This is a genomic window from Streptomyces ambofaciens ATCC 23877 (genome assembly GCF_001267885.1).
Taxonomy (GTDB): Bacteria; Actinomycetota; Actinomycetes; order Streptomycetales; family Streptomycetaceae; genus Streptomyces; species Streptomyces ambofaciens.
In genome coordinates this window covers 7,346,232-7,370,209 of sequence record NZ_CP012382.1, presented here as the reverse complement: position 1 = coordinate 7,370,209, position 23,978 = coordinate 7,346,232, and the positions used below count along the sequence as shown (strand labels likewise).

Genomic DNA, 23,978 nt, shown 5'->3' with positions numbered 1-23,978 from the left:
GACGGGCTGTCCGCCCGTGCCGGGTATGCCCCCTGACTCGTCCTGCCCCGAAGGATGGCATACCGTCCGGTCGGTCCCTAGGGTTGTGCACCGGTCTTTTCGGCCTGACCGGCCTCTCCGGCCTGTTCGGCGTGCTCGACCATGCGGGCCAGCTCCAGCCGGGACCGTACGCCGAGCGCGGCGAAGACCTTGCGGAGGTGGTAGTCGACGGTGCGGGTGCTCACCGCGAGGGTCAGCGCGACCTCGCGGTTGGTGGCGCCCTCGGCGACGTGCCGCGCGATGCGCAGTTGCTGGGGTGTCAGGCCGGTCAGCGCTCCGGCGCCCCCGGGCCGCGGTGCCGCGCCGAGCGCCCGCAGCTCGCCGCGCGCCTGTGCCGCCCAGATGCCGGCGCCGCAGCGGTCGAAGCCGGCCAGCGCGGTGCCGAGGCGGCCGCGGGCCTCACGCGGCCTGCGCCGCCGGCGGAGCCACTTGCCGTACAGCAGCGCGGTGCGGGCCCGCTCGAAGTCACCGCCCGCCTCCTCGTGCCGGGCCAGCGCGTGCCGGTAGAGGTCGTCGGCGCGCTCCGGCGGGGCGAGCAGGGCGTGGCAGCGGGCCAGCTGGGCGGCGGCCTGCGGATCGGCACCGAACGCCGCCCAGTCGGCGAAGTCCGGGAGGACGGCACGGGTGTCCTCCCGGCGCCCGGCGAGGACCGCCGCCTCCACGAAACAGGGCACGGCGAGCCGCCACACCGCGAAGTGCCCGCGCCCGGGCCCGGGCAGCACCAGCAGGCCGAGCCGGTCGGCGGCGTCCAGCGGGCGCCCCCGGCCGAGATCGGCCCGGGCCGCGGCCCACTCCGCCAACGTGGCGGCCTGGGCCAGACCGTGCCGCCGGGCCGTGGCGAGCGCGGCGGACACATGCTCGGCCACGGCCTCCGGTTCCTCCTCGATCGACGCCGCGAGGGCCAGTACGGCCCGGTGGTGGGCGGCGGTGTTGCGCTGCCCGGTCCGCAGCGCGGTGCGCAGTCCCTCCTCCGCGTGGGTGCGGGCCTGCGGGTGCCGCCCGGCGCGCAGTTCGGCGTAGGCGAGGTATTCCAGGGCCTGCGGCACCAGCGCCTCCGAACGGAGCTGCCGGGCGGCGGCCAGCGCCCGCGCGCCGGCCCGGCGGGCGGCGTCCGCGTCGCCGAGCAGCAGGGCGGCCGCGGCCGATCGCAGCAGGCCCTCGGGCCGGTCGTCGGTCCGGGCGCGTTCGACCACGTGCCCGAGCGGTACGGCGGCCCGGTCGAGCCGCCCTTCGAGCAACGCCCGCATGCCGACACGGTGGTCGCGCACCGTGTCGGGGTGCGGCACCGCCCGCCCGGCGCGCCGGGCTCCGGCGGCCGGGTCCGACGGCTCGGTCGGCGCGGCGGCGCTCTCCCGCGGTCCCGGTGGCCCTCCCGCACCCGGTGCCACGGCGCTCGCGTCCGCGGGCCCGGCGGGTCGCGGGGCCGCGGCGCGCCCGGGGGCACGGGTCCCGTCCGGGTGGGGCGGCGGCCCGGGGGCGAGCGTGGCCAGACACGCCGCCAGGTCGCCCGCCGCCCAGGCCGCGTCGGCGGCGGCCAGCGCGGCGGCCGCCGCGGCGGCGGGGGCGTCCTCGGCGAGCAGGGACGCGGCCAGCAGGAGGGACTGGTGGGCGTCGCCGACGGGCCCGTCCCTGAGTTCCGTCAGCCCGCGCACGAGTTCGGCCCGCCCCCGCACCTCGTCCGGTGCGGCGCAGCCGCGGGCGGCCGCGAGCAGGTGACGCGCCCGGTCGGGGCGGCCGGCGAGCAGGGCCTGCTCGGCCGCGGCCGTGTACCGCTCCGTCCGGGCCGGGCCGTCGGCGGTCAGTTCGGCGGCACGGGTGTACGCCGTCGCGCGCAGCCGGTGGGAGGCCGTCACCGTGTCGTCGCCGGCCACCGCCGCGAGCCCGTCCGCGAGCGACGGTTCGGATGCCGGACCGGTGAGGGACCAGGAGCGGTGCAGCAGCGCCGGGAGCCGGTGCCCCCCTGCCTCCAGCACGTCGGCCAGCGCGCGGTGCGCGGCACGGCGCCGGTCCGGCGCGGCGGTGGCGTGGACGGTACGGCCGACCAGCGGCCCGTGGAAGCGGAGCCGCTCGTCGGCCAGGGCGAGGGGTTCGGGGAGGGCGTCCACGCAGAGAGCCGTCGAGGACTGCGGCCGCAGGTGCCGTACGGCGTCGAAGGCCACGTCGGCGGCGACGTCCGGCTCGTCCGAGGCCCGGGCGGCCGCCGCCACCGTGAGCAGCAGGTCCCAGGCGTCGGCGGGCGTGCCGGCGAGCGCCCCGCCCGCGACCTCCGCCAGGCTCCCGGCGTCGACCAGCGGGGTGGGAAGCGGCCGGTGCCCGCGCAGTTCGGCGGGCGACAGCCGGCGGACGAGGGCGAGGAGCAGGGCCGGGTTCCCTTCCGCCCCGGCCAGCAGCTCCTCGCGGACCGCCGGATCGACGGCGCCGTCGCTCACCTCGTCGAGCAGGGCGTCGGCCTCCGGCCGGGCGAGCGGGTCGAGGCGGACGACCGGCAGGTGGGCGAAGTCCGGGTCGACGGCGCGGTGTCCGGCGACGGAGAGCAGCAGGCCGACACGGCCCGCGGTGTGCAGACGCGTCGCCGCGCGGCCGAGGGCGGCCCGGGCCGGGGGATCCCACAGGTGGGCGTCGTCGACGCAGACGAGCGCGGGCCCCTCCCCCGCCGTCGCCCGCAGCGAGTCGAGCAGCTCCTCGGCGGTGCCGTGCGGGCCGGTCCCGAGGTGGAGCACGGGACCGGCGCGGAAGGAGTGGGCGGCCCACTGGAGGAGGGCGGTCCGGCCGAGACCGGGCTCGCCGGCCACGACGAGGTGGCCGCTGTGGGTGCGCAGCCCGTCCAACAGGGAACGCACCGCCTGCCGTTGGGTGCTCCGGCCGTGGATCCGCACGGCCGTGTGTACGGTCGTCTCTCCGGTCATTCCCGGGAGGTTACGCGCGCGTAACCTGACGCGGAAGCCATCGGTCCGCCCGGCCCGCCGGGCCGTGGGGCATGTCACCTGCGGATGTGCGCCGTACGGCCGATGTCACGCACTGTGCCGGCGCCCAGCGGTCCCGTTCCGGGGCCGGGCGCCGGCACAACGCGCCGGCGGCGGTCGCCACGTGCCCGCGACCGCCGCCGGATGGTGCCGTGTGGAGCGTCAGGAGGTGTGCGGGCAGTTGCCCCGGTACTCCTCGATGGTCAGGCTCGCCCTCGGCAGCGGGCACAGGAACTGCTCGTAGCGGGTGTCGTTGTCGATGAACCGCTTGAGCCAGGAGATGCTGTACTTCGCGATCGTCGTGTTCGACGTGTTCGGCGAGAAGTGGGTGGCGCTGTTCAGCTCCAGGTACGCCCGGTCCGTCCTGGACGGCAGGCTGGAGTAGAACGGCTCGGCGTGGGAGGCGACCGGGGCGACCGTGTCGCCGTCCGCCCCCACGATCAGCGTCGGGGTGCTGACCTCGGGCCAGCTCTTGTCGGTGTTCCAGGGGGTCAGGGGGATCGCGGCCTGGAGGGAGGGGCGGGACTTCGCGGCCTCCAGGGAGCCGCCTCCGCCCATCGAGTGGCCCATGACGCCGAGCCGGCTGCTGTCGATCCGTGCCCGGACGGAACTGCGCTCGGTGAGGTAGTCCAGGGCCGCCAGGAGCTGCCGGCCGCGGGAGTCGGGCTGGTCCAGCGTGGTGTTGGTGTCGATGGTGAAGACGACGAAGCCCTGCGAGGCCAGCCGCGGACCGAGCCAGGACATGGAGGACTGGTACGCGGTGAAGCCGGGCGCGACGGCCACGGCGCCGAACGTGCCGTCGCTGGTGTCGGTCGGGTAGTAGATCGTGCCGCCGCCGAAGCCGGTGACCGCGAGCGAGGAGACGCTGGTGTCCGCCACGGAGTACGGGCCGCGCAGGGCCTCGATGCTGGACTGGGACGGTGCCGGGCCCCGCTCGTAGGGGTTGTCGGCGGCCTGGGCGCCCGGGCTGGTGAGGGTGCTGAGCCCGACGACGGCCGCGACCGCCGCCGTGATGCCGGCCATCCGCCGCCGCGTTCCGCGCCATGCCGGACGCGCGGCGTGGGTGTGGGGGTTCTGCTGCACGAGGGGTCGTCCTCTCGGTCGTGGCGAGGGAACCGCCCGGTGGTCGCACACGTCCGGGACACGTGGGGTCGCGTCCCGGAGCATCCGCCGGAGGGCCTCGCCGGTGAGCTGGCGGTGCCACTGTCGGCGGGCGGGGCGGCCGGCGGGATCGGCAGAATCACCAGTGGTCTGGCCGTCGACGCCGGCCAGGGCCGTGGCCTGCGGAAACACCCGTACGGGGAGTACGTGGACCGACCGTGGTCGGCCCGGGCCACCCTGGCGGGCAGGACGCTTCGCCCAGGCGACTCCCTGTGCAGGGGGACGACGAGCGCCCGGCCGGTGTGACACGCTCGGCGACGGCCGGTGTGGCGTACGCCGGCCGTCCGGGAGGAACGGCCGGTCCCGGAGTCGGGTCCGGCACCGTGGAGAGGCGACGCATGCGTATCGGACTGCTCGGCACCGGCCCCTGGGCGGACATGGCGCACGCCCCCGCCCTGCGCCGGCACGACGGCCTGGAGTTCGTGGGGGTGTGGGGCCGCCGCGCGTCCGCCGCCGAGGAGTTGGCGGCCCGGCACGGCACACGCGCCTACGCCGACGTCGACGCCCTGCTCGCCGACGTGGAGGCCGTCGCGATCGCGCTGCCTCCGGCGGTGCAGGCGGAGTCGGCGGTGCGGGCGGCGCGGGCCGGGCGCCATCTGCTGCTCGACAAGCCGCTCGCCGCGACGGTGGCGCAGGGGCGGTCGGTGGTCGAGGCGGTACGGGCGAGCGGCGTCGCCTCGGTCGTCTTCTTCACTGCCCGGTTCCAGCCCGAGACCGAGGCGTGGATCACCGAACAGGCCGCGGTGGACGGGTGGTTCACGGCGCGGGCGCAGTGGCTCGGCGCGGTGTTCACCGGCGACAGCCCGTTCGCCGACTCACCGTGGCGGCGGGAGAAGGGCGCCCTGTGGGACGTGGGGCCGCACGCGCTGTCCGTGCTGCTGCCGGTCCTCGGGGACGCCACGCGCGTCACGGCCGCCGTGCCGGGGCCCGGGGACACCGTTCACCTGGTCCTCGACCACGCCGGTGGCGCGTCCAGTTCGCTCACGCTCAGCCTGTCGGCGCCGCCCGCCGCGGCGGGCGCGGCGGTGGAGCTGCGCGGCCGGGCCGGCGTGACACTCCTCCCGGAGAGCGCGGAGGGTCCGGTGCCCGCTCTGATGCGGGCCGCGGACGCGCTCCTCGCCTCCGCCGGGGGCGGGCAGCCGCACCCGTGCGACGCCTCGTTCGGTCTGCGGGTCACCGAGGTCCTCGCCGAGGCGGAGACCCTGCTGAACGGGCGCTGGTAGGGCTCGGTCATCCCTTGGGATGCGGCGCATGTGCGGGCCCGGCTGACCTGGCGGATGCACGAGGCGATCGGCCCGGAAGCGCTGATCGTCGACGACACCGGGTTCCTGACGGATGGAGACGCCTCGGCATGCGTGGCCCGGCAGTACACCGGCACCGCGGGCAAGGTCACCGACTGCCAGGTCGGTGTCTCCGGCCGTCACACCGCGCATTCCGGCCGATGCCCGGCCCGTCCAACCGGTCTGTGCGGGCACCGGGCGCCCGCCGAAGACGCAGTACCCCGAGCCTGCGCGGACCGTGAAGGACCTGGTCATCGCGGCCGGCCGGACGGCGGCCCGGCCGGTGTCCTGGCGGGAAGGATCCCGGCCGGGCAAGGGGCGCAGTGGCTTCAAGCGCATGTACTCGCGATTCGTCGCCCTGCGCATCCGCCCGGCCGGACGCGGTGTCCGCAAGGCCGTCGACGATCCGGAGCTGCCCGAGCGGTGGCTGCTGGCCGAATAGCCGACCACCGAGCCGGAACCGGTTCAGTTCTGGCTGTCGGACCTGCCCTCCGGTATGCCGCTGGCCACCCTGGTGCGGCTGGCCAAGCTCCGCTGGCGCATCGCCGCGAGATGAAACAGGGCCTGGGCCTGGCCCACTTCGAGGGCCGCACCTGGGCCGGCTGGCACCACCACGTCACCCTCGTCTCCGTCGCCCACGCCTTGTGCACCCTGCAACGACTGGCCAGTCACCCAAGAGACACGGCGCAGGCCTGAGCCTCTACCAAGTTGTCGGCAAGCTCCAGACACTCCTCGCCACCTGCGCTTGGCGCGGTAGCCTGGCGATCATGGGGGACTGGGTGATGCGGCTGGCTTCGATGGCGGACGTCGAGCCGGTGGCCGAGCTGCGGGCCGTGGTGCTGCGGACAGATCTGGAGCGGGTGGGGCGGTACGACGAGCAGCGAGTACGGCAGCGGCTGCGGGAGGGGTTCAAGCCGGCGCACACTTGGGTGATCGACGTGGGTGGTCTGTTCGCTGGCTGTGTGTCGCTGCGGCCTGCCGAGGACGCCCACTGGTTGGAGCACTTTTACCTGGCTCCGCACCTGCAGGGCAGTGGCATCGGTACCGCTGTGCTGCGTGAGTTGCTGGAGCGGTGTGACCGCGATGGCACCCGGGTTCGGCTGAACGTGTTGCAAGGCAGTCCGGCCCAGCGGCTTTATGAGCGGCACGGATTCACACTTGAGACCGAGGAACCGGTGGACGTGTTCATGGTGCGCGAGCCGGCCTTGGCTGTGCGTGACAAAAGAGCAGCCAGCCGGTTCGCGGAGCCACACGGCCAATGAGGCCAGGACGAGTCCGGCGGGGGTAGCGGTCGGCGAGCTTGTCGAACTTCGTGGCGATCGCAGGGAACTGCTTCAGGCGGGCGAAGTCAGCACGTCCTACACTCCCCGGTGTGACAGCCATTCAGTCAGTGATCCGCCCGGCGGTCCCGGCCGACCTGAACGCCGTGGCCGAGATCTTCACGCACTACGTCTGCCACACCGTGATCACCTTCGAGGAGACCCCTCCACCGGTGGCCGCCTGGCGCCAGCGTCTCGACGACCTCGCCGCCCAGAACCTGCCGTTCCTGGTCGCCGAACTGTCCGGCGACGTCGTGGGCTATGCGTACGCGGCCCCTTGGCGTCCCAAGCCCGCCTACCGGCACACTGTCGAGAACTCGATCTACCTCGCCCCCGGCCGGACAGGCCGAGGTCTGGGCGGAGCACTGCTGGACGCCTTGCTGGACGCCTGTGCTCGGACTCACGTACGGCAGATGATCGCCGTCATCGCCGACGCTGACACCGACGCCTCCGTCGCGCTGCACCGCCGTTATGGCTTCACCGACGTAGGCCGGCTGGCCACCGTCGGCTACAAGCATGACCGCTGGATCGACACCTTGTTGATGCAACGAACGCTGGGCCGCCCAGCAACGGATGCCACAGACCTGAGACAGTGACCTGCGAAGTTCGGGGCTAGGTCATGTCTGGCAAAACGATCACGGTTCGCGGAGCCGGAGGATGAGCGAGGCGAGTTGGAGGCCGGCGATCCCGCGTGAACCCGCGTAGCAAGTCTCGAGCCCCGCAGACGGCATCGGGAGCACCCTCTCGCCACGGTCATGGTCCCGGGTCGTAAGCTGCGGGCATGGGGTGGGGGAAGACGGAGAATCCCAGCGGGCGTCGGCGGCTCACCTGGTCGAACGACGAGTGGAACCGGGCGGCCGCGCTGTGCGCGGGACAACTGCCGCTGGTGTGGCTGGCGTGGTGGTTCGCCATGGAGGCAGGCCGCGACGACTACGACCAGGGCGGCGGCGCCTACCTGGGCATCTTCTGCGTGCTGCTGATCCTGCCGCTGCTTGGCCTCCTCCACGCGACCGTGCAGATCATGCCCGCCGCGACCCTGGCCCGCCTGCGGCCCCGCACCGCCCGGGGACCGGAGTGGTCCTGGCATCTGGCCGGATCCGCGCTGATCGGCGCGGTGTGGGCGGCGTTGGGTCATGCGGTGTGGGGATGGCCGGTCGCCGACACCCTCCCGTGGTTCGCCGGCGTCGGCGCCCTGCCGGTGCTGGGCCTCGCCCTCCTGCGCGGACGCCCGTGGGGATCGTGGGGTGTCTGGCTCCGTTCCGCGGGCGCGAGTGTCCTCCTCCTCGTCGTGTGTGGAGTGTCGGCGGCCCCACTGGCCGGCCACTACGAACCACCTGAGCTGTCCGACGGGCAGCTCGTCGGGGACTGGCGTGACGCGGACGGGGGTGTGCTGCGGCTGGCTCCGGACGGCCAGGCCGAGCTGACCCGCGTGCCGGCCCACAACGACGGTGACTTCTCCCTGTGCGACGGGACCGGCACGTGGACGCGCGAAGAGGGGAGTGACTTTCGGGACACCGACCGCGACGGCGTCCTCGTACGCCTCGACGGCGAGTGTGGCCAGGAGACGTACTGGACGATCGGCGGCACCGAACTGAAGCCGGAACTGTTTGTGCTGTTCGGCGACCCGGACGATGGGGAGTTGCGCATCATGACCCGGCGTTGAACGCGTCCAGGCCGCCTCAGTCACGGCAGCCGGGACCTTCGTCCCGCCCGTCACTGCGAGCCCCCGCTCCCGGGCTGCCGTTCGACCAGCTGCGCATCCTCACCCCCACCAGACAGCACCGTCCTGGGGCCCCGATCCTCCGGTTGGACGGCGCAACGGCGTGAGGCGTATGTCAACGATCAGAGCGCGCAGGCCTCTGTGGTGGCTGGCACGGCCCGCTCGAACCGGTCGAAGGCCGATCAGGACCCGGCTCCTTGGATGCTGGCGGCCGCCGAGGTGCACTGCCGGTACGTCGCCGTAGATGGGCACGAAGCTGCGCTGGGGACCGACGGCCAACGAGACGGAGGTGGCAGCCCTGCGGCAGACGTCCGGCTTTCCTGACCCCCATCCGTTTCGGTGCCTAGGACTCGCCGACCACGTGAGACAGACTCGACGGACGCGTGCCGAGTTGACCCTCCCCCTACGTCAGGCTTGAGGCTGTATGCCGACGAAAGGGCGGGTGGATGAGCTACTCCGTGGGGCAGGTCTCGGCCTTCGCCGGGGTGACAGTGCGGACCCTGCATCACTACGACAAGGCGGGACTGCTGTCACCCAGTGACCGCAGCCACGCCGGATACCGGCTCTACAGTGAGGCCGACCTGGTCCGTCTTCAGCAGATCCTGTTCTACCGCGAGCTCGGCTTCTCCCTCGACGAGATCGCCGCGATTTTCAAGGATCCGCAGGTAAACCCTCTGGAGCGGCTCCGGGCCCGGCAGCGGCAGCTGCATGAGGAGATTGCCCGGCTGCAGCGGCTGGCCGAGGTGGCGGAACGGGCCATAGAAGTCCAGAAGACCGGGGTGACCCTGACTCCTCAGGAACGCTTCGAGGTCTTCGGTGAGGTCGCCTTCGACCTGAGTTACGCCACCGAGGCAGAGATGAAATGGGCGCGATCGGAGGGACAGCGCGAGGCGATGGCCCGCGCGGGCGCCCATACCAAGGAGGACTGGCGCCAGCTCATGAGCGAAGCAGCAGCCTGGCGCGCGGAGCTGCTCGCGGTTTTCGACGAGGGGGAGCCGGGCGACGGTGGACGGGCCATAGACCTGGCCGAGGAACACCGCCTGCACATCGCACGCTGGTTCACCTCGTGCCCGCCCGACATGCACCGGCGCATCGCGGACGACTTCGTCACCGACCCGCGCGCTTTCGCTTTGGTCGTACCGCCTTCGCAGCAACGCCCGGGGCTGGCCGCCTTTACGCGCAAGGCGGTTTACGCCAACGCGGCCCGCCACGCGGGTGGCGCCGCCGATTTCGAGGAGGACAGATGCGGATCCTGATAGCCGCGGCCGGATCGCGCGGCGACGTCGCGCCCTACACGGGTCTGGGCGTCGAGCTGCGCCGGGCCGGGTACGACGTCGTCCTCGCCGCCACCGACACCTTCGCACCCCTCGTACGCGAGGCGGGGCTGGAGTTCCGCAGTCTGCCCGCCGACACCCGTGGGCGTGGCGGCGGCACCGGTAGACGTGAACTGATGCGCACGGCTGCCGCGTTCATCACCGAACTGGGTCAGGGCTTCGCCGACGCGGTGGACAAGGGCACAGACCTGCTCCTGCTGTCGACCACTACCGCCCCGCTCGGCTGGCACCTCACCGAGGCCACGGGCACACCGAGCATCGGCGTCTACCTCCAGCCCACCGCACCGACCGGCGACTTCCCGCCCGTCGTGACAGGCTCCCGCTCACTGGGCCGTCTCGCCAACCGGGCCGCCGGACGCTTCGCACTTCGGATGGCCGACCGCGTCTACACACAGGCGACCGCACAGCTGCGCCAGCGCCTTGCGCTCCCTGCGGCCTCCCCTGCCGAGGTGCGTCGACGACAGGACCGAGCGAACTGGCCGATCCTGCACGGCTTCAGCACAGCCCTGGTGCCCCGTCCCTCCGACTGGCGCTCCGGTCTGAAGGTCGTAGGCAACTGGTGGCCCCATCACGATGCGACCCAGCGTCTTCCTGCTGAACTCGAGAACTTTCTGGGTGCCGGTCCCCCGCCCGTCTTCATCGGCTTCGGGAGCATGGCGTCCGGCGACGGGGAACGGCTGAGCGAGATCGCTGTGCGAGCATTGCGCCGCGCCAGGCTGCGCGGCGTCCTCCAGGCCGGCAGCGCCGGACTCGCCGCCGACGGGGACGACGTGCTCACCCTTGGGGACGTACCGCACGCACTGCTGTTCCCGCGCCTGGCTGCGGTGGTCCACCATGCCGGGGCCGGCACCACCGCCGCCGCGCTGCGCTCCGGAGTGCCCGCGGTCACCGTCCCCGTGACCGCGGACCAGCCGTTCTGGGCGACGCGGCTTGCCGCCCTAGGCGCCGCCACCGACCCGATCCCCTTCCGGTCCCTCACCGCTGAACGGCTTGCCGACTCGCTTGACCGCGTAGTGAGACAGCAGGCACACCACCGAGCCGCCGCAAGCGCGGGGAAACATCTGGCGGCCGAGAACGGAGCAGGTCAGACACTGAAAACCATCCAGCAGATGACTGATGGATGACACCAGTCCGAGTGGATCCGTATCAGCCCAGGAACACCGTCAGGTGTTCATTCAGTTGCTGCGGCGCGGTGAAGGACAGCGAGTGGTGGGTGGCTCCGGGCAGTACCACCACCTTGCCCTGCTGGAGCATCCGGCAGGCTCGGTCGGCGACCTTCCCGGCATGGTGAGCGCGACTGTACTCGGCGAGCAGGACCAGGACGGGTATGCGAAGGTCGGCCACCCGGGGGCGGGTCGGAACCTGGGTGGGGTCGAGGAGCGAACTGGAGACGGTCCGAAGCTTCCTGACCGCGGTACCGCACCCCACCAGCAGGCACGAGCGAGCTGACCGGTGCCGCTGTGCGGCCACGAAGGGTTGGGCAGGTGGCGCGAGAAGTAACCGCTCCCACCTCGCCGCCGCGTACCGACTACGCGCCAGCTGTCCTCTCGTCGGCCTCCTTTCGCCTGCCTCGTACAGGACGATCCGCATGCGGGCCAAGGACCGAGATCAGCACACGTCTACTGCCCCAGGGGCAGAAAAGGAGATCGTGACATGGCCACTCAGGTGTCACCAACAGTGAACGGGCGTCGTCACTCTTTGTTCCTCAGGTCCGCGGGCGCTCTGCAGACGCTGACCATATTTCTGCAAGCCGTGTCCGCCGGTCTACTGCTGACCTCCGCTTACGGAGAGACGCTGCACAGTGTGGGAGCCCGCGTGATGTACGGCGCGACCATGCTGTACGTGCTCGCGGCGGTGCTGGCGTGGAAGCCGGGCGGCGGCTCGCTGCGGCCCGTCTGGCACGCTTCGGGCTTCCTCGTCCTCGCCTCGGCTCAGGTCTTGCTCGGCATCGCCCACGTTCCGTCCTTGCACGTGCCCCTGGGTGTGCTGATGTTCGGACTGAGCGTGCTGGTGCTCGTCCCCCGCCGCAGCCCGACACATGCCCAGGATCACCGCGGCGGTGATGGAGCCCTGACATGACCGTCACCGCCTACACCTTGGCGGCCGTCCTCGGCCTCTTCGTGCTGTTCATCGGCGCCCGGTTCCTGCTGCAGCCCCGAGCTGCCGCCGAAGGTTACGGCGTGCCTGCCGGGGGGATGCCGCCCGTGATGTTGATGACCCGGGCCGGCCCCGAGGCCGTCAGGGCTGGCATCAGCCAGTGAGTGAGGCAGAACGGCGCGAGCACGTTGAGCGCGAACGCGGTCCCGATGCCGTCCTCGGTCAGTTCGCGGTGGGATCGGGTCGCGCCGGCGTTGTTCATCAGCACATCCACACCACCGGTCCGGGCGCTGACCTCGTGAGCGAGTCGCTGGACGTCGCACAGGCGGGACATGTCGGCTGTGATCGCAGCGACCCTCTCGTCCCCGCTGGAGCGGCGCAGTTCCGCAACGGCGGTATCGGCGCGGTTCTTGTCGCGGCCTTGCCCGGCCGGGATCCCTCCCGCCAGGACACCGGCCGGGCCGCCGTCCGGCCGGCCGCGATGACCAGGTCCTTCACGGTCCGCGCAGGCTCGGGGTACTGCGTCTTCGGCGGGCGCCCGGTGCCCGCACAGACCGGTTGGACGGGCCGGGCATCGGCCGGAATGCGCGGTGTGACGGCCGGAGACGCCGACCGCATAAGGCAGGTCCCGTTCTCCTCTGGGATGGAGGTGATGAAGTGGGTCGGCGCCTGCCGGTCGCCGTCCCCTCCGAGGCGGGCCGCCATCGGCTCCACCGACTTGCGCCGCCCGTCCAGCAGCAGCCCGCGCCACCAGGGCCCGGGGCCGGCCGCGGGGAGCGGCGCCCGACGCGCGCCGAACCGGCCCGCAGCCGGGGAAGCCGGCCCCGGCGCCCGGGATTTCCCCGCGCTCCGGGCCGGCTTCCCCGTGACGGTTACCGACCGGCCGCCGGTGGACGGAAGTTGATCCTCTCCCGGACCACCGGATAGCCGGCCTCGGCGAAGTGGGCGGCCATGGGGGTGTTCCCCCGGTCGGTCGCGGCGGAGACGAACTCGGCGCCGCGGTCGACCAGGAAGTGGGTGCACTCGGCCAGCAGGTCGAAGGCGTACCCCCGGCCGCGGTGTTCGGGCAGGACGCCGATGAAGCCCACGCACGGGCCGGACGGGTTGTGCGCGGGTACGTGGATGCCCGCGAGTTCCCCCTGCGGGGTGTACGCCACCTGCCACCACTCCCGCGGCGACGGGCACCAGTGGAAGAAGTCGAGCTCGGCCTGCGCGGCCCGGTCGAGTCCGCCCTGCTCGATGTCCATCAGCGCGTGGGCGTCCAGGGTGACGGAGTGGATGCGGCGCAGCGCGTCGAAGAAGACGGCGTCGTCCGGTTCGGGGCGGAAGTCCAGACGGCCCGGCCGCCCGGGCAGTCCGCACTCCGGTGTCCACCGGTACAGGAAGCGCTCGACCAGGAGGTCGTACCCGGCCGCCCGTGCGGCCGCGAACCGTGCCTCGGTGGCGGCGCGCACGGCGGGTTCGTCGCGCCAGGTGCCGGGCGGGTTGAGTTCCAGTTCCACTTGCCAGGGGGCCGTGCGCAGGAGTTCGGCTCCGGCCTCCTCCTCGCCCTCGGCCACGTCGAACCAGTTGAGGGTGACGGGTTCGGTGTCGTCGGGCCCGCCCCACCAGGCGCCGCGGGCGACGACGGCGCCGTCGCGCAGGGCGACGCGCTTCCAGTCCGGGCGGTGGCGGGTGAGCCGGTGGCCCTCGCGGGCGCCCAGCGGGTCGGGCAGGGTGTCGAAAAGACGGGCGTCGCTCTCGTCGAGCGCGCGGATGACCAGATCGGTCACGGATTCCTCCGGGATGCGTGATGCGGGACGCGCTCCCGGTCAGACGAGGTACGCCGGGGCTACGGGGAGGGAGCGCGGGAGTGACGTGAACTGCACGGCTCTGCCCTCCTTCCGTCGGCCTCGGGGCGTGACTCACACAGTACGGGGTGCGGGGCGGGTGGGACCACCCGGTTTCCGACTCGGATTAAGTGGGCCTTAAACACCGCTTAAGCGTGGTCCGGGCGGCGCGGGCGATCTCAAGTGACGTGCGGGGTCGAGGATTTGAGGTCGTGTGGAGACGGTTGGCCGGGCCATGCGTTCTGCGTACCATCGGGCCCGGCGTGAGAGCGCTCTCAGCCGTTCCCGCCCTCACGCCGTCATGCCCCGATCACTCTGGAGACCCCCCACATGACTCCTCGTCACCAGCGCCCCCTCGGCCGCCGCAAGCTGCTCGTCGCCCTCGGCGGAGCGGTCGTGGCGGCCCCCGCCGTCGCCGCCCTCGCCCCGCACGCCCTCGCGGGCGTCACGCCGGACGGCTCCACGGCCGCCGGCCGGGCCGAGGCCGCGGCCGCCCTGCCGCTGACGATCGTCAACAGCACCGGTTCCTTCGGCAACGCCGACGTGCACGTCTACATCGTCGGCAACCAGGACGGCCGCCAGGTGCGCGTCACCCCCGACGGCACCGTCGCGCCCGTGGCGCTGTCGGACAACGGCGCCGACGGCTACACCGACTACGCGATCAGCCTCGCCGGCAGCGGGGAGACAACGCTGTCACTGCCGTACCTCTCCGGCCGGATCTATGTGTCGCTCGGCGAGAAGCTGAGGTTCAAGGTGGTCGCCGACGGCGCCGGCAACCCCGCGCTGCAGTACCCCGCGGGCTGGGTCGCGTCCGACCCCAACCACGGGGTGCTGCACGACTGCGCGGAGTTCACCTACAACTCCGCCGGGATGTTCTGCAACACCACCATGGTCGACATGTTCAGCGTGCCGCTCGCCATCCGGCTGACCGGCGCCAAGGACCAGACGACCGGCACCGTGCGCCCGGGCGGGCGGGCGGCCGTCTTCGAGGCGGTGCGGCGGGTCGAGGAGTTCGCGCCGCTGGTCGTGGGCGACACCCGGGTGATAGCGCCGGGTCACGGTCTGGACGCCGGGCTGTTCCCCGAGGACTACCTCGCCCCGTACATCGACGAGGTGTGGAGCACCTACACCGGCAGGGACCTCAGGATCACCACCAACGCCGGCACCTTCACCGGCCGGGTGCGCGGCGACCGGCTGACCTTCGACGGACCCGCCCAGGTCTCCTTCGCCCGGCCGTCCACCCGGGACGTGCTGTTCTGCGACGGTGCGCTCGCGGCGCCGAACGACGGGACGACCGGTCCGGTCGCGGCGGTCCTCGGCGCCGGGTTCAACCGCTCCACGCTGGTCTCCTCGGCCGACCAGCCGACGACCGATCCCGCGACGTTCTACGGGACCGCGCTGACCAACCACTACGCGAAGGCGGTGCACGCGGCGACCGAGGACGGCAGGGCCTACGGGTTCGCCTTCGACGACGTGGCCGACTTCGCCTCCTACATCCAGGACACCGCGCCCACCGGCCTCCGGCTGACGCTCACCGCCTTCTAGCTCCCGCCCGCCGCCCCGGCTCGGCGTGCGGGAGCCGGGGCGGCGTAGGAGCGTGGTGGTGTGCGAAAGGTGTCGGCCCGGCCACCGCGCCGGGGCGAGGACCGGCGGAGCTGGCTGAGCGGGGCTCCGCCGCCCCGCTGGGTGCGGATGCTGCCGCCGGCCCTGCTCGTGGCGATCTGCGCGGCGACGCTCATCAGCCGCGATCCGCTGGACGTGGGTTTCCTGCTGGGTGCCATCCCGCCGCTGGCCGTCCTGTCCTACAGCCCGCTGGCGACCGCCGCGATGGGCGGCGTGGTGGTCGCCCTGCTGCACGTCCCGGCCTTCCAGCTGAACCGGCCGGGCGACACCGATCTGCTGACCGTCGCCTTCGTCGCCGCCCTCAGCGTGTTCGTGTCCTTCGTGCGCAGTCGCCGTGACGCCCAGCTGGACCTGGAACGCACGGTCGCCGAGGCCGCCCAGCGTGCCCTCGCGCCTTTGCTGCCCGAGCGGGTGGGGACGGTGCGCTGCGCCGGGCTCTACCGGGCGGCGCAGCGCGGGACCCTGGTCGGGGGCGACTTCTTCGACGTGCGGGACGGTCCCTTCGGGGTGCGGGTCGTGACGGGGGACGTGCAGGGGCACGGCCTGTCGGCGGTGTCCACGGTCGCCTCGTTGCTGGGGGCGTTCCGCGAGGCGGTCCTCGACCAGCCCGACCTCGCCTCGGTGGCGGGGAGGCTCGACCGGCGGCTGACGGTGGACTCGGCGGACGCGCGGCACGCCGAGCTGTTCGCGACGGCCGCCCTGCTGGAGTTCTCCGCGGACTGCCGGGAAGTACGCGTCGTCGTCTGCGGCAATCCGCCGCCTCTTCTGCTGCGCGGCGCCGAGGCCGCGGAGCTGGAGGTCTCGCCGTGGACCCCGCTCGGGCTCGGGCTCGCGGACGCCGGTGCGATCGAGACCCGCACGGTGGCCCTGCGCCCCGGTGACCGGCTCTTCCTGGCCTCCGACGGGGTGGTGGAGGCCAGGGACGGCAGCGGCGCGTTCTACCCGCTGGCCGACCGGCTGGCCGTCCTCTCCGGAGAGGACCGGGGAGCGCTCGCCGGGCTTCCCGAGCGCGTCTGGGCCGACCTCGTGCGCTTCAGCCCGGACGTGGAGGACGACGTCACGATGCTCGTCCTCGCTCCTTCGCTCCCGCCGGGCCCCTGAGGCCGCCCGGGCCGTGCTCCCCTCGGCGTCCAGGCGCGGCGGGAGCCGTCCGAGTCGCCGCCCGTCCGGCCTGGCGGAACGGTCGACGGGTCCCCTCACTCGTCGCGGCGTGCCGGGCGGCACCTCGGAGCGACGGTCCTCCGGATGCGGGGGGCGTTTCCGCATTGAATGGTGATATCGGGATATTCGGGACCGACAACAGCACGGCACCGAAGCAGCGACCCGGATCCGAGGAGCACTGATCATGTCGACGTCACAGCCCGACGCCTCGCGGCCGTCCGCAGCCCGCACGGACGACGACCGCGCCACCCCCGACGCCCTGCTCCACACCCGTACCGGCACCGACGTCTCGCCGGAGGACCTCGTCCTCGCGGCCGGCCGGGACGTCACCCCGAAGAACCTCGAGTGGGCCCGGCGCAAGCTGGACGAGGAGGGTCCCGCGGCCCTCGACAAGCTGCTGCCCTGAACCGGCGGCCACCGGACAGCACGCGGCCCGGACCGGTGCGCAGGGCACCGGTCCGGGCCGGGTGGCGGGTGGGTCCCGCCGGGCGGGTCAGGCGGTCCGGCCGGGGCTCGTCCGGTCGTCCTCCCGGTCCGGCAGTACCGTCTCGTCCTCCACGACGTGCATGGCGGCCTCCTCGGCCCCCGCGGCACCACCGTCGATGCCGACGTCCTCGGCGACGGTCTCCTTGGTCGTGTCGGCCCGTACGCCCTCGTCGGGGGCGACGAGCCGGCCGGAGCGCTCGGTGCCCGCCTCGGGGTCGACCGGCTCGCCCTCGCCGTCGGGCTTGTCGCCCACTCCGTCCCCGGCGGGCGCCGACACGTCCGGCACCTCCTGGGAAAGCCGCTGGTCGAGCGTCTCGCCGTCGTGCTGCTCGGCGGCGGTGGTGCCGTGCTTGGTCACGCCCAGGGGCTTCTCCGGTGGGGAGTAGCCCTCGTCGAGCGTGTCGTCGTAGCTGCGCTCGTCGACGGCGTCCTGGAGGTCGAGGGGCGCGGCGTCCTCCTGCTCCTCGTTGGTTCCGGTGGGCTGGTAGACGTCGTCGGCCATCGGGTCCGTGCCCATCGCTGCCTCCCTCTCGCGCTGCGTCGGCTCGTGGTCTCGGTGTCCGGTTCGCGTTTCCCGATACGCGATCTCTAACCCGGTCCGGTCCGTGATCTTCAGCGCCGGGGTGCCACGCGGACGGTCAGGTCGGTGACGCGGTGCGGGGTCCAGTCGCGGGCGTACCCGGGCGTGGTGCCCCCGGGGCCCGTGACGGCGGCGACCGGGACCCGGCGGGCGGTGTCCAGGATCTCGGCGGCGGTGGTGTTCTCGTTGTTGCCGCTGGTCGCGCCAGAGGAGCAACCGGCGTAGTAGCCGATGGGGATGGATTCGTGACCGATGACCAGGCAGGGCGGACGGACGCCGAGCCGGTGCAGCTCGCCGGCGACGCGGGACCAGTCACGGCGGCTCTCGACGTTGCGGTCCACGGTGCCCTCGAGGACGGTGAGCTGCACCACCAGGTGCCCGGCGAGCGCGAGCGCGACCACGGTCGCCGCCACCGGCCGCCACCGGCCGCGTTCCGTGCGGACCAGGTGCCACAGCGCGTCGGCGACCGGGACGGCCAGCAGTGCGTAGGCGGGCTGGAGGAAGCGGGGCGCCGCATAACCGATCATGAGCAGGTACGGCAGCGCGGCCGTCCCGGCGCACGCGAACGGGATCAGCGTGCGCGCGGCACGCCGGGCCCGCACCGCGACGGCCACGCCGAGGACGGCGACGAAGGGCAGCAGGACCCACCACGCCGTCACCACCGGGTGCGGCATCGCTCCGGTGCACGGGCGGCACAGACCCCGCCCGCCCAGACTGCGCATCTGGTCGTCGACGGCGAGGTTCCAGCCGAGGCCGCCCTGGATCTCCGAGGCCCGGGACAGGCGCTCCCCGAGACCGCCGTACCAGCCGTAGGCCTCGATCACCCACTCCACTCCCCCGGCCGCGAGGCCTCCCACCAGGGCGAGCAGCAGCAGTGGGCGGCGGCGCACGAGGACGAGCACCAGCAGCGGCAGCGTCACCCAGACGGCGTCGGTGGGCCGCATCCACGCCATCAGCGCGGCCCCGGCCACCACGCCCCACGGCGCGGCCCGTCCGGGCAGCCCCTGCCAGGCCCGCAGGAAGCAGCCGACGCAGATCAGGGCACCGACGGCCACCCAGTAGTTGGGCATGGCCTGCGGACCGTAGAAGAGGGTCACCCACAGGGTGGCGAAGAAGGCGCCGGCCGTGGCCAGGACGCGGGCCGGGAAGAGGCCCTTCCAGCACCGCAGGGCGAGATACAGGCCGAGACCGGAGAGCACCGCGAGGTAGACGCGCAGCAGTTCGGTCGACGACGACCAGGACGCGACGGGCGCCACCAGGAGGGAGACGCCCCGGGAGCGGGGTGCGCTGAAGAAGGCGGCGGGGTGGTGGGAGGTGACCTGGCTGACGTACACCGTCTCGTCCCAGCCGAGCCCCATGCCGGGGTGGACGAAGATCAGCTGGGTCACCGTGAAGACGCCGGCCACCGCCGCGAGCAGGGCGTCACCGCCGAGCCGCCGCGGGGTGCCGGACGTCGCGTCCGCCTCGCCCCGCCGTCCGCCGGCCAGCGTGGCGTTCGCGCCGTCGGCCATCGTGCACCCCTCACCCCCGCTCGTCGCGGAGCCGCTCGGTCCTCACCTCCTGCCGCCGGTGGCGGGAGCCCGGAAACCCGGAAAACAAGGTCAAACTAACCTGTGTGCCACCGAAGCGCAGGGCGGAACTCGGCCAGTCGCGCCGTCCCGCCCGTCCCCGCACCCGGCCGCTCAACGGGTGTCGGGGCGGCGGTGCGGAGGCTGTTCGGGGGTGGGCCGCCGCTTGGGCGCGGGGATGGCGCGGGTGACGGGACCGTCCCCGTTCACCGCCACCTCGGCCCCGTGGTGATGGATCGTCAGGGGGTCGCCCTGGAGCAGCGTGTACGTCGCCCTGTCGGCGCCGATCTCCACCCGCAGGCACCGCCCGCGGAACTGGAGCCGGAAGGCGAGGCGGCTGAACTTCTCGGGCAGCCGGGGCGTGAACCGCAGGCTCTCGCCTTCCCGCCGGGTGCCGCCGAAGCCGGCGACCAGCGCCATCCACGTACCGGCCAGCGAGGCGATGTGCAGTCCGTCGCGGGTGTTGTGCTCCAGGTCCGCCAGGTCCATCAGGGCGGCCTCGGCCGCGTACTCGTAGGCCAGGCGCAGATGTCCCGTCTGGGCGGCGACGACGGCCTGGCAGCACGCGGACAGGGAGGAGTCGCGCACGGTCAGCGGCTCGTAGTAGGCGAAGTTGCGGGCGACCTGGTCCTCGTCGCAGTGGGCGGCGAACCAGTTCCAGCAGGTGTACATCGCCAGCACGAGGTCGGACTGCTTGATCACCTGCTTGCGGTAGAGGTCGAAGTAGGGGAAGTGCAGCATCAGCGGGTACTGGTCGGCGGCGGTGCCGGCGAAGTCCCAGCGCTGGTGGCGGGTGAAGCCCGAGTGCTGCTCGTGGACGCCGAGTTCCTCGTTGTAGGGGATGTGCACCGATTCGGCCGCGTCCCGCCAGGTGGCGCTCTCCTCGTCGTCGACGCCGAGCCGGGCCGCCTCGTCGGGGTGGCGTTCGCAGACGTCGGCGGCGGCCAGGAGGTTCGACCGTGCCATGAGGTTGGTGTACGTGTTGTCGTCGGCGATGGCGCTGTACTCGTCCGGGCCGGTGACACCGTCGATGTGGAAGACGCCGTGGTGGTCGTGGTGCCCGAGGGAGCGCCACAGCCGGGCCGTCTCCACCAGGAGTTCGAGCGCCGTGTCCCGTTCGAAGGCGGTGTCGCCGGTCGCCGCCGTGTACCGCACCGCGGCGTGCGCGATGTCGGCCGCCACGTGGAAGGCGGCCGTGCCGGCCGGCCAGTACGCGGAGCCCTCGGAGCCGTCGATGGTCCGCCACGGGAAGGCGGCGCCGCGCAGGCCGAGCTGGGCGGCCCGGTCCCGGGCGGCGGGCAGGGTGCCCTGGCGCCAGCGCAGCGCCTCGGCGACGGCCCTGGGCTCGGTGTAGGTCAGGACGGGCAGCACGAACATCTCGGTGTCCCAGAAGGCGTGACCGTCGTAGCCGGAGCCGGTCAGGCCCTTGGCCGGAATCGCCCGCTGCTCGGCGCGTGCTCCGGCCTGGAGGACGTGGAACAGGGCGAAGCGCACCGCCTGCTGGATCTCCTCGTCGCCGTGCACCTCGACGTCCGCCCGCGCCCAGAAGTCGTCGAGGTAGGCGCGTTGTTCGGCCACCAGGCCGTCCCAGCCGCCGTGCGCGGCCGCCGCCAGCGCCGCCTCGACCTGGTCCCCCATCGCGGGCCGGGACCGGGCCCCCGACCAACCGTGGGCGACCGTCTTCTGCACCCGCAGCCGCTCGCCCGGGTCGAGGACGGAGGTGATGGTCAGCCGGGCCACGTCACTGCTGCTCTCGCCGCGGTACGCGGTCCCCTCCGGGCCGTCGACGACATGGTCCGCGGCGACGGCGACCCGCAGGTCGCTGCGCCGGGTGCGGTGCACCATGCGCAGCCGGGTCCCGATGGCGATGTGCTCCTCGGGCTCCAGGGGCGACTGCAGCGCCTTGGCCGTCCGCGGGTCGCCGTCCGGGTCGGGCAGGGTCTCGTTGGCGACGAGCTCCGACTGGATGACCACCCGGGTCCGGGTGTCCACGGGCTCGATCTCGTACTGCACGGCGGCGATGGCCCGCTGGGTGAGGGAGACCAGCCGGGTGGAGCGCACCCGGATGGTCGTACCGGCCGGGGAGGTCCACTCGCAGCTGCGCTCCAGCACGCCGCGCCTCAGGTCCAGGGTGCGTTCGTGCTTCCCGAGCCGCCCGTAGCGCAGGTCGAAGGGCTCGTCGTCGACCAGGAGCCGCAGCAGCTTGCCGTTGGTGACGTTGATGACGGTCTGGCCCGCCTCCGGGTAGCCGTAGCCCGCCTCGGCGTAGGGCAGCGGGTGCAGTTCGTAGACGCCGTTGAGATAGCTGCCGGGCAGGCCGTGGGGTTCGCCCTCGTCGAGGTTGCCGCGCCAGCCGATGTGCCCGTTGGACAGGGCGAAGACGGACTCGCTCTGGGCGAGGAGGTCGAGGTTGAGCTCCGTCTCGCGCACGGACCAGGGCTCGACGGCGTACGTCCGGTTGGTGATCACGCCCGGCCTCCCAGCTCGGCGAGGTCCTTGACGACGCGGTCGGCGCCGTGGGCGTAGAGGGCGTCGGTCTGACCCACGCGGTCGACACCGACGACGTAGCCGAAGTGACCGGAGCGTCCCGCGTCCATGCCGGCGAGCGCGTCCTCGAAGACGGCCGCGCGCGCGGGCTCGACGCCGAGGTCGCGGGCGGCGGCCAGGAAGGTGTCGGGGTGCGGTTTGCCCGGCAGACGACGTTCGCGCGCCACCACGCCGTCGATGCGTACGTCGAACAGGCGCTCGGCGTCGATGGAACGCAGCACGTCCCGGGTGTTGGCGCTGGAGGAGACGATCGCGGTGGCGAGGCCCGCGGCGCGGACCGCGTCGATGTAGCGCAGTGTGCCCTCGTAGGGCTCGACGCCGTCGGTGCGGATCTTCTCCAGGACCAGCTCGTTCTTGCGGTTGCCCACCCCGTTGACCGTCTGCGCGTCCGGTGGGTCGTCGGGGCCGCCCTCCGGCAGCTCGACACCGCGGGAGGCGAGGAAGGTGCGCACGCCGTCCGCGCGGGGGCGACCGTCGACGTACTCGCCGTAGTCGGAGTCGGTGAAGGGGCGGAAGTCCGCGCCGTCCCGCTCGCGCAGGAAGGCGTCGAACGTCTCCTTCCAGGCGGCGGCGTGCACCACCGCCGTCCGGGTGACGACCCCGTCGAGGTCGAAGAGGCAGGCCTGGATGTCGTCGGGAAGACCGAGCTGCGTCGTCATACCCGAGACAGTTCCCCGCCGGGGCGGATCCGATCAGGTGACAGACTGTCCGGCGTGCCTCTGACCTTCGACGACCTCGTCACCCGGGCCCGCGCGCTGCCGAGGGACGGGCGCCGCGCGCTCCTCGGCATCGCCGGCGGCCCCGGCGCCGGGAAGTCGACGCTGGCCGAGGCCCTGGTGCGGGAGCTGAACGGGAGCGGTGAGCCGTGGGTCGCCCACGTGCCCATGGACGGCTTCCATCTGGCCGACGCGGAACTGGACCGGCTCGGCCGCAGGGACCGCAAGGGAGCTCCGGACACCTTCGACGCCGCCGGTTACGCCGCGCTGCTGCGCCGCCTGCGGGAGGACGGGGACGACGACGTCGTGTACGCGCCCGGCTTCGAGCGGGTGCTGGAGCAGCCGATCGCCGGCGCGGTGCCGGTACCCGTGTCGGCGCGGCTGGTGGTGACGGAGGGCAACTACCTGCTGCTGGGGACCGGAGCCTGGGCCCGGGTGCGCTCGCGGCTCGACGAGGTGTGGTTCTGCGAGCCGCCGGAGCCGGAGCGGGTGCGCCGGCTGGTGGCGCGGCACGAGCGGTTCGGCAAGTCCCACCAGGACGCCCTCGCCTGGACCCTCGGCACCGACCAGCGCAACGCCGAACTGGTCGCCGCGACCCGGGACCGCGCCGACCTGGTGGTACCGGCGGGGGCGATGCCGATGCCGGACGCGGGCCCGGGGGTCGCTGCGGAGCGCGGGGCCGGCCCGGGGCCCGGGCGCGGCGAGGTCCGCAGGGGCGGCCGGGGGCCGGGCCTGGGGTCCGGCGCCTGAAGCCCGTCCGCCGGGCGGACGGGCTGACGGGCTGACGGGCTGACGGGTACGGCCGGACGGGCCCTAGGCGTCGCCGAAGGCCGGTCGCACGGTGGCCGGGGCGGGAGCGGGTGCGGGGGCCGGAGCCTGTACCGGAGCGGCGGCCGGGGCCGGTGCGGGAGCGACTGGGGCCGGTGCGGGAGCGACGACGGGGGCCGGAGCCTGTGCCGGAGCCACGTCGGGGGCCGGTGCGGGGGCGACGGGGGCCGGTGCGGGAGCGGCGGCCGGGGCCGATGCGGGTGCCGGGGCCGGGGCCGGCGCGGGGACCGGGGCCGACGCGGGCGCCTGGTCGCTCGGCCGGGCTTCCCCGTCGGTGGGCCGGGGCTTCGGCTCCGCGTGCGGGAAACCGTCGGCGCTCACGTGCGGCATCACGCTGCTCGCCACGTGGTAGCGGCCGTTGGGCACGTCGTCCGACCTGGTGATGTGCACGGCCAGTGGGCCGGCCCACTCGTACCCGTGCCGCTCGGCGTGGCGGACCAGGCTGTCGGTGAGGACCTGCCCCACCCGGCCGTCACGGCACGCCAGTTCGTCGTGGACGACGCCGGCGAGCGCGACGTCGTAGGCGTTGGGAACCATGACCCGGCCCGCGGGCGAGACCACCGCGTTGTCGTCGCACTCGGTGCGCAGGGCGTCGAGGAGTTCGACGGGGTCCTTCTCGAAGAGCCGCGCCCACAGCGCTTCCAGACGCTTCTCCAGGGATTTCTCCAGCGCGCTGATGGCGCCCATGCGTGTCACCTGCCGGGGGTCTCGGGGGCGGCCGTCCGGG

23 protein-coding genes and 6 pseudogenes are annotated in these 23,978 nt (G+C 73.4%); 16 read left to right on the top strand and 13 right to left on the bottom strand.

What is annotated here, in order from left to right:
• Nucleotides 1-77: 77 nt before the first annotated feature.
• On the bottom strand, nt 78-2,945 hold the full coding sequence (locus tag SAM23877_RS32420; protein WP_053140978.1) for a helix-turn-helix domain-containing protein: 2,868 nt from the start codon (nt 2,943-2,945) through the stop codon (nt 78-80).
• Nucleotides 2,946-3,164: 219 nt separating this feature from the next.
• Nucleotides 3,165-4,085, bottom strand: coding sequence for a bis(hydroxyethyl) terephthalate hydrolase (gene bdeA, locus SAM23877_RS32415; RefSeq protein WP_053140975.1), 921 nt, complete (start codon nt 4,083-4,085; stop codon nt 3,165-3,167).
• A gap of 416 nt (nt 4,086-4,501) precedes the next feature.
• Here bdeA and SAM23877_RS32405 point away from each other — a divergent pair, with 416 nt between their 5' ends.
• From SAM23877_RS32405 to SAM23877_RS32395, 5 genes and pseudogenes are all read left to right on the top strand, one after another.
• Nucleotides 4,502-5,386, top strand: a complete 885-nt coding sequence (locus SAM23877_RS32405) for a Gfo/Idh/MocA family protein (RefSeq protein WP_053143079.1) — start codon at nt 4,502-4,504, stop codon at nt 5,384-5,386.
• 15 nt (nt 5,387-5,401) lie between these two features.
• A pseudogene (locus tag SAM23877_RS42200) lies at nt 5,402-5,576 on the top strand (transposase); the annotation flags it as partial.
• 105 nt (nt 5,577-5,681) lie between these two features.
• Nucleotides 5,682-5,885, top strand: a complete 204-nt coding sequence (locus SAM23877_RS42195) for a hypothetical protein (protein ID WP_053140971.1) — start codon at nt 5,682-5,684, stop codon at nt 5,883-5,885.
• A 110-nt stretch (nt 5,886-5,995) separates the two neighbouring features.
• On the top strand, nt 5,996-6,139 hold the full coding sequence (locus SAM23877_RS42190; RefSeq protein WP_244903099.1) for a hypothetical protein: 144 nt from the start codon (nt 5,996-5,998) through the stop codon (nt 6,137-6,139).
• A gap of 71 nt (nt 6,140-6,210) precedes the next feature.
• Nucleotides 6,211-6,705: a GNAT family N-acetyltransferase gene (locus SAM23877_RS32395; RefSeq protein WP_053140969.1), complete on the top strand. Its 495-nt coding sequence runs from the start codon at nt 6,211-6,213 to the stop codon at nt 6,703-6,705.
• On the opposite strand, the pseudogene SAM23877_RS40610 reads toward SAM23877_RS32395, so the two are convergent.
• Nucleotides 6,676-6,790 (bottom strand): annotated as a pseudogene (locus SAM23877_RS40610) (IS5/IS1182 family transposase); the annotation flags it as partial. The gene SAM23877_RS32395 and the pseudogene SAM23877_RS40610 overlap by 30 nt on opposite strands.
• Before the next feature lie 25 nt (nt 6,791-6,815).
• On the opposite strand from SAM23877_RS40610, the gene SAM23877_RS32390 reads away from it, so the two are divergent.
• From SAM23877_RS32390 to SAM23877_RS32375, 5 genes and pseudogenes are all read left to right on the top strand, one after another.
• On the top strand, nt 6,816-7,358 hold the full coding sequence (locus SAM23877_RS32390) for a GNAT family N-acetyltransferase (RefSeq protein WP_079030569.1): 543 nt from the start codon (nt 6,816-6,818) through the stop codon (nt 7,356-7,358).
• A gap of 185 nt (nt 7,359-7,543) precedes the next feature.
• A complete protein-coding gene (locus SAM23877_RS32385; protein ID WP_053140966.1) occupies nt 7,544-8,425 on the top strand; it encodes a hypothetical protein in 882 nt (293 codons plus the stop codon).
• 135 nt (nt 8,426-8,560) lie between these two features.
• Nucleotides 8,561-8,900: pseudogene (locus tag SAM23877_RS41520) on the top strand (hypothetical protein); the annotation flags it as partial.
• A 28-nt stretch (nt 8,901-8,928) separates the two neighbouring features.
• Nucleotides 8,929-9,738 carry a MerR family transcriptional regulator gene (locus SAM23877_RS32380; RefSeq protein ID WP_053140964.1) on the top strand — a complete coding sequence of 270 codons (810 nt, stop codon included), beginning with the start codon at nt 8,929-8,931 and terminating at the stop codon, nt 9,736-9,738.
• Entirely contained in the window at nt 9,726-10,940 is a 1,215-nt protein-coding gene (locus SAM23877_RS32375; RefSeq protein WP_053140962.1) for a glycosyltransferase, read from the top strand. Before SAM23877_RS32380 ends, SAM23877_RS32375 begins: the two co-directional genes overlap by 13 nt.
• A gap of 22 nt (nt 10,941-10,962) precedes the next feature.
• On the opposite strand, the gene SAM23877_RS32370 is transcribed toward SAM23877_RS32375, so the two are convergent.
• Entirely contained in the window at nt 10,963-11,160 is a 198-nt protein-coding gene (locus tag SAM23877_RS32370; RefSeq protein ID WP_053140960.1) for an alpha/beta fold hydrolase, read from the bottom strand.
• Nucleotides 11,161-11,469: 309 nt separating this feature from the next.
• Between SAM23877_RS32370 and SAM23877_RS32365 the strand changes: the two genes are divergently transcribed.
• Entirely contained in the window at nt 11,470-11,895 is a 426-nt protein-coding gene (locus SAM23877_RS32365; RefSeq protein WP_053140958.1) for a hypothetical protein, read from the top strand.
• On the top strand, nt 11,892-12,077 hold the full coding sequence (locus SAM23877_RS39360) for a hypothetical protein (protein WP_107408689.1): 186 nt from the start codon (nt 11,892-11,894) through the stop codon (nt 12,075-12,077). Before SAM23877_RS32365 ends, SAM23877_RS39360 begins: the two co-directional genes overlap by 4 nt.
• On the opposite strand, the gene SAM23877_RS42185 is transcribed toward SAM23877_RS39360, so the two are convergent.
• From SAM23877_RS42185 to SAM23877_RS32355, 4 genes and pseudogenes are all read right to left on the bottom strand, one after another.
• Nucleotides 11,990-12,295: an SDR family NAD(P)-dependent oxidoreductase gene (locus tag SAM23877_RS42185; protein WP_425314791.1), complete on the bottom strand. Its 306-nt coding sequence runs from the start codon at nt 12,293-12,295 to the stop codon at nt 11,990-11,992. The genes SAM23877_RS39360 and SAM23877_RS42185 overlap by 88 nt on opposite strands.
• A 29-nt stretch (nt 12,296-12,324) precedes the next feature.
• Nucleotides 12,325-12,559, bottom strand: a pseudogene (locus SAM23877_RS42180) (transposase); the annotation flags it as partial.
• Nucleotides 12,553-12,660 (bottom strand): annotated as a pseudogene (locus SAM23877_RS42285) (transposase); the annotation flags it as partial. The pseudogenes SAM23877_RS42285 and SAM23877_RS42180, both read right to left, overlap by 7 nt.
• 125 nt (nt 12,661-12,785) lie before the next feature.
• On the bottom strand, nt 12,786-13,685 hold the full coding sequence (locus SAM23877_RS32355) for a GNAT family N-acetyltransferase (RefSeq protein ID WP_053140956.1): 900 nt from the start codon (nt 13,683-13,685) through the stop codon (nt 12,786-12,788).
• Nucleotides 13,686-14,072: 387 nt separating this feature from the next.
• On the opposite strand from SAM23877_RS32355, the gene SAM23877_RS32350 reads away from it, so the two are divergent.
• From SAM23877_RS32350 to SAM23877_RS32340, 3 genes are all read left to right on the top strand, one after another.
• Entirely contained in the window at nt 14,073-15,287 is a 1,215-nt protein-coding gene (locus tag SAM23877_RS32350; protein WP_053140954.1) for a glycoside hydrolase family 64 protein, read from the top strand.
• A gap of 60 nt (nt 15,288-15,347) precedes the next feature.
• On the top strand, nt 15,348-16,466 hold the full coding sequence (locus SAM23877_RS32345) for a PP2C family protein-serine/threonine phosphatase (protein ID WP_053140952.1): 1,119 nt from the start codon (nt 15,348-15,350) through the stop codon (nt 16,464-16,466).
• Between the two features lie 244 nt (nt 16,467-16,710).
• A complete protein-coding gene (locus SAM23877_RS32340; RefSeq protein WP_053140950.1) occupies nt 16,711-16,932 on the top strand; it encodes a hypothetical protein in 222 nt (73 codons plus the stop codon).
• Between the two features lie 87 nt (nt 16,933-17,019).
• Here the strand turns inward: SAM23877_RS32340 and SAM23877_RS32335 are convergent, their stop codons facing one another.
• From SAM23877_RS32335 to SAM23877_RS32320, 4 genes are all read right to left on the bottom strand, one after another.
• Nucleotides 17,020-17,529, bottom strand: a complete 510-nt coding sequence (locus SAM23877_RS32335) for a DUF5709 domain-containing protein (RefSeq protein WP_053140948.1) — start codon at nt 17,527-17,529, stop codon at nt 17,020-17,022.
• 95 nt (nt 17,530-17,624) lie between these two features.
• Nucleotides 17,625-19,103 carry a hypothetical protein gene (locus tag SAM23877_RS32330; protein WP_053140946.1) on the bottom strand — a complete coding sequence of 493 codons (1,479 nt, stop codon included), beginning with the start codon at nt 19,101-19,103 and terminating at the stop codon, nt 17,625-17,627.
• A gap of 171 nt (nt 19,104-19,274) precedes the next feature.
• Nucleotides 19,275-21,629: a glycoside hydrolase family 65 protein gene (locus SAM23877_RS32325; RefSeq protein ID WP_053140944.1), complete on the bottom strand. Its 2,355-nt coding sequence runs from the start codon at nt 21,627-21,629 to the stop codon at nt 19,275-19,277.
• Complete coding sequence (locus SAM23877_RS32320) at nt 21,626-22,366, bottom strand: beta-phosphoglucomutase family hydrolase (protein ID WP_053140942.1); 741 nt, start codon at nt 22,364-22,366, stop codon at nt 21,626-21,628. Before SAM23877_RS32320 ends, SAM23877_RS32325 begins: the two co-directional genes overlap by 4 nt.
• Before the next feature lie 54 nt (nt 22,367-22,420).
• Between SAM23877_RS32320 and SAM23877_RS32315 the strand changes: the two genes are divergently transcribed.
• Nucleotides 22,421-23,173 (top strand): nucleoside/nucleotide kinase family protein, encoded by a 753-nt coding sequence (locus tag SAM23877_RS32315; RefSeq protein WP_079030568.1) that lies wholly within the window; start codon nt 22,421-22,423, stop codon nt 23,171-23,173.
• 372 nt (nt 23,174-23,545) lie between these two features.
• Here SAM23877_RS32315 and SAM23877_RS32310 read toward each other — a convergent pair.
• Nucleotides 23,546-23,938 (bottom strand): annotated as a pseudogene (locus SAM23877_RS32310) (DUF3662 domain-containing protein); the annotation flags it as partial.
• Nucleotides 23,939-23,978 lie beyond the last annotated feature (40 nt).

What these genes read in the sequence shown, in the direction of transcription:
- SAM23877_RS32350 (WP_053140954.1), top strand. Translation starts at nt 14,073, where the DNA reads ATGACTCCTCGTCACCAGCGCCCCCTCGGCCGCCGCAAGCTGCTCGTC.
- SAM23877_RS42190 (WP_244903099.1), top strand. Translation starts at nt 5,996, where the DNA reads ATGAAACAGGGCCTGGGCCTGGCCCACTTCGAGGGCCGCACCTGGGCC.
- SAM23877_RS32385 (WP_053140966.1), top strand. Translation starts at nt 7,544, where the DNA reads ATGGGGTGGGGGAAGACGGAGAATCCCAGCGGGCGTCGGCGGCTCACC.
- SAM23877_RS32380 (WP_053140964.1), top strand. Translation starts at nt 8,929, where the DNA reads ATGAGCTACTCCGTGGGGCAGGTCTCGGCCTTCGCCGGGGTGACAGTG.
- SAM23877_RS32365 (WP_053140958.1), top strand. Translation starts at nt 11,470, where the DNA reads ATGGCCACTCAGGTGTCACCAACAGTGAACGGGCGTCGTCACTCTTTG.
- SAM23877_RS32330 (WP_053140946.1), bottom strand. Translation starts at nt 19,103, where the DNA reads ATGGCCGACGGCGCGAACGCCACGCTGGCCGGCGGACGGCGGGGCGAG.
- SAM23877_RS32375 (WP_053140962.1), top strand. Translation starts at nt 9,726, where the DNA reads ATGCGGATCCTGATAGCCGCGGCCGGATCGCGCGGCGACGTCGCGCCC.
- SAM23877_RS32405 (WP_053143079.1), top strand. Translation starts at nt 4,502, where the DNA reads ATGCGTATCGGACTGCTCGGCACCGGCCCCTGGGCGGACATGGCGCAC.
- SAM23877_RS32320 (WP_053140942.1), bottom strand. Translation starts at nt 22,366, where the DNA reads ATGACGACGCAGCTCGGTCTTCCCGACGACATCCAGGCCTGCCTCTTC.
- SAM23877_RS32335 (WP_053140948.1), bottom strand. Translation starts at nt 17,529, where the DNA reads ATGGGCACGGACCCGATGGCCGACGACGTCTACCAGCCCACCGGAACC.
- SAM23877_RS32420 (WP_053140978.1), bottom strand. Translation starts at nt 2,945, where the DNA reads ATGACCGGAGAGACGACCGTACACACGGCCGTGCGGATCCACGGCCGG.
- SAM23877_RS32395 (WP_053140969.1), top strand. Translation starts at nt 6,211, where the DNA reads ATGGGGGACTGGGTGATGCGGCTGGCTTCGATGGCGGACGTCGAGCCG.
- SAM23877_RS32340 (WP_053140950.1), top strand. Translation starts at nt 16,711, where the DNA reads ATGTCGACGTCACAGCCCGACGCCTCGCGGCCGTCCGCAGCCCGCACG.
- SAM23877_RS39360 (WP_107408689.1), top strand. Translation starts at nt 11,892, where the DNA reads ATGACCGTCACCGCCTACACCTTGGCGGCCGTCCTCGGCCTCTTCGTG.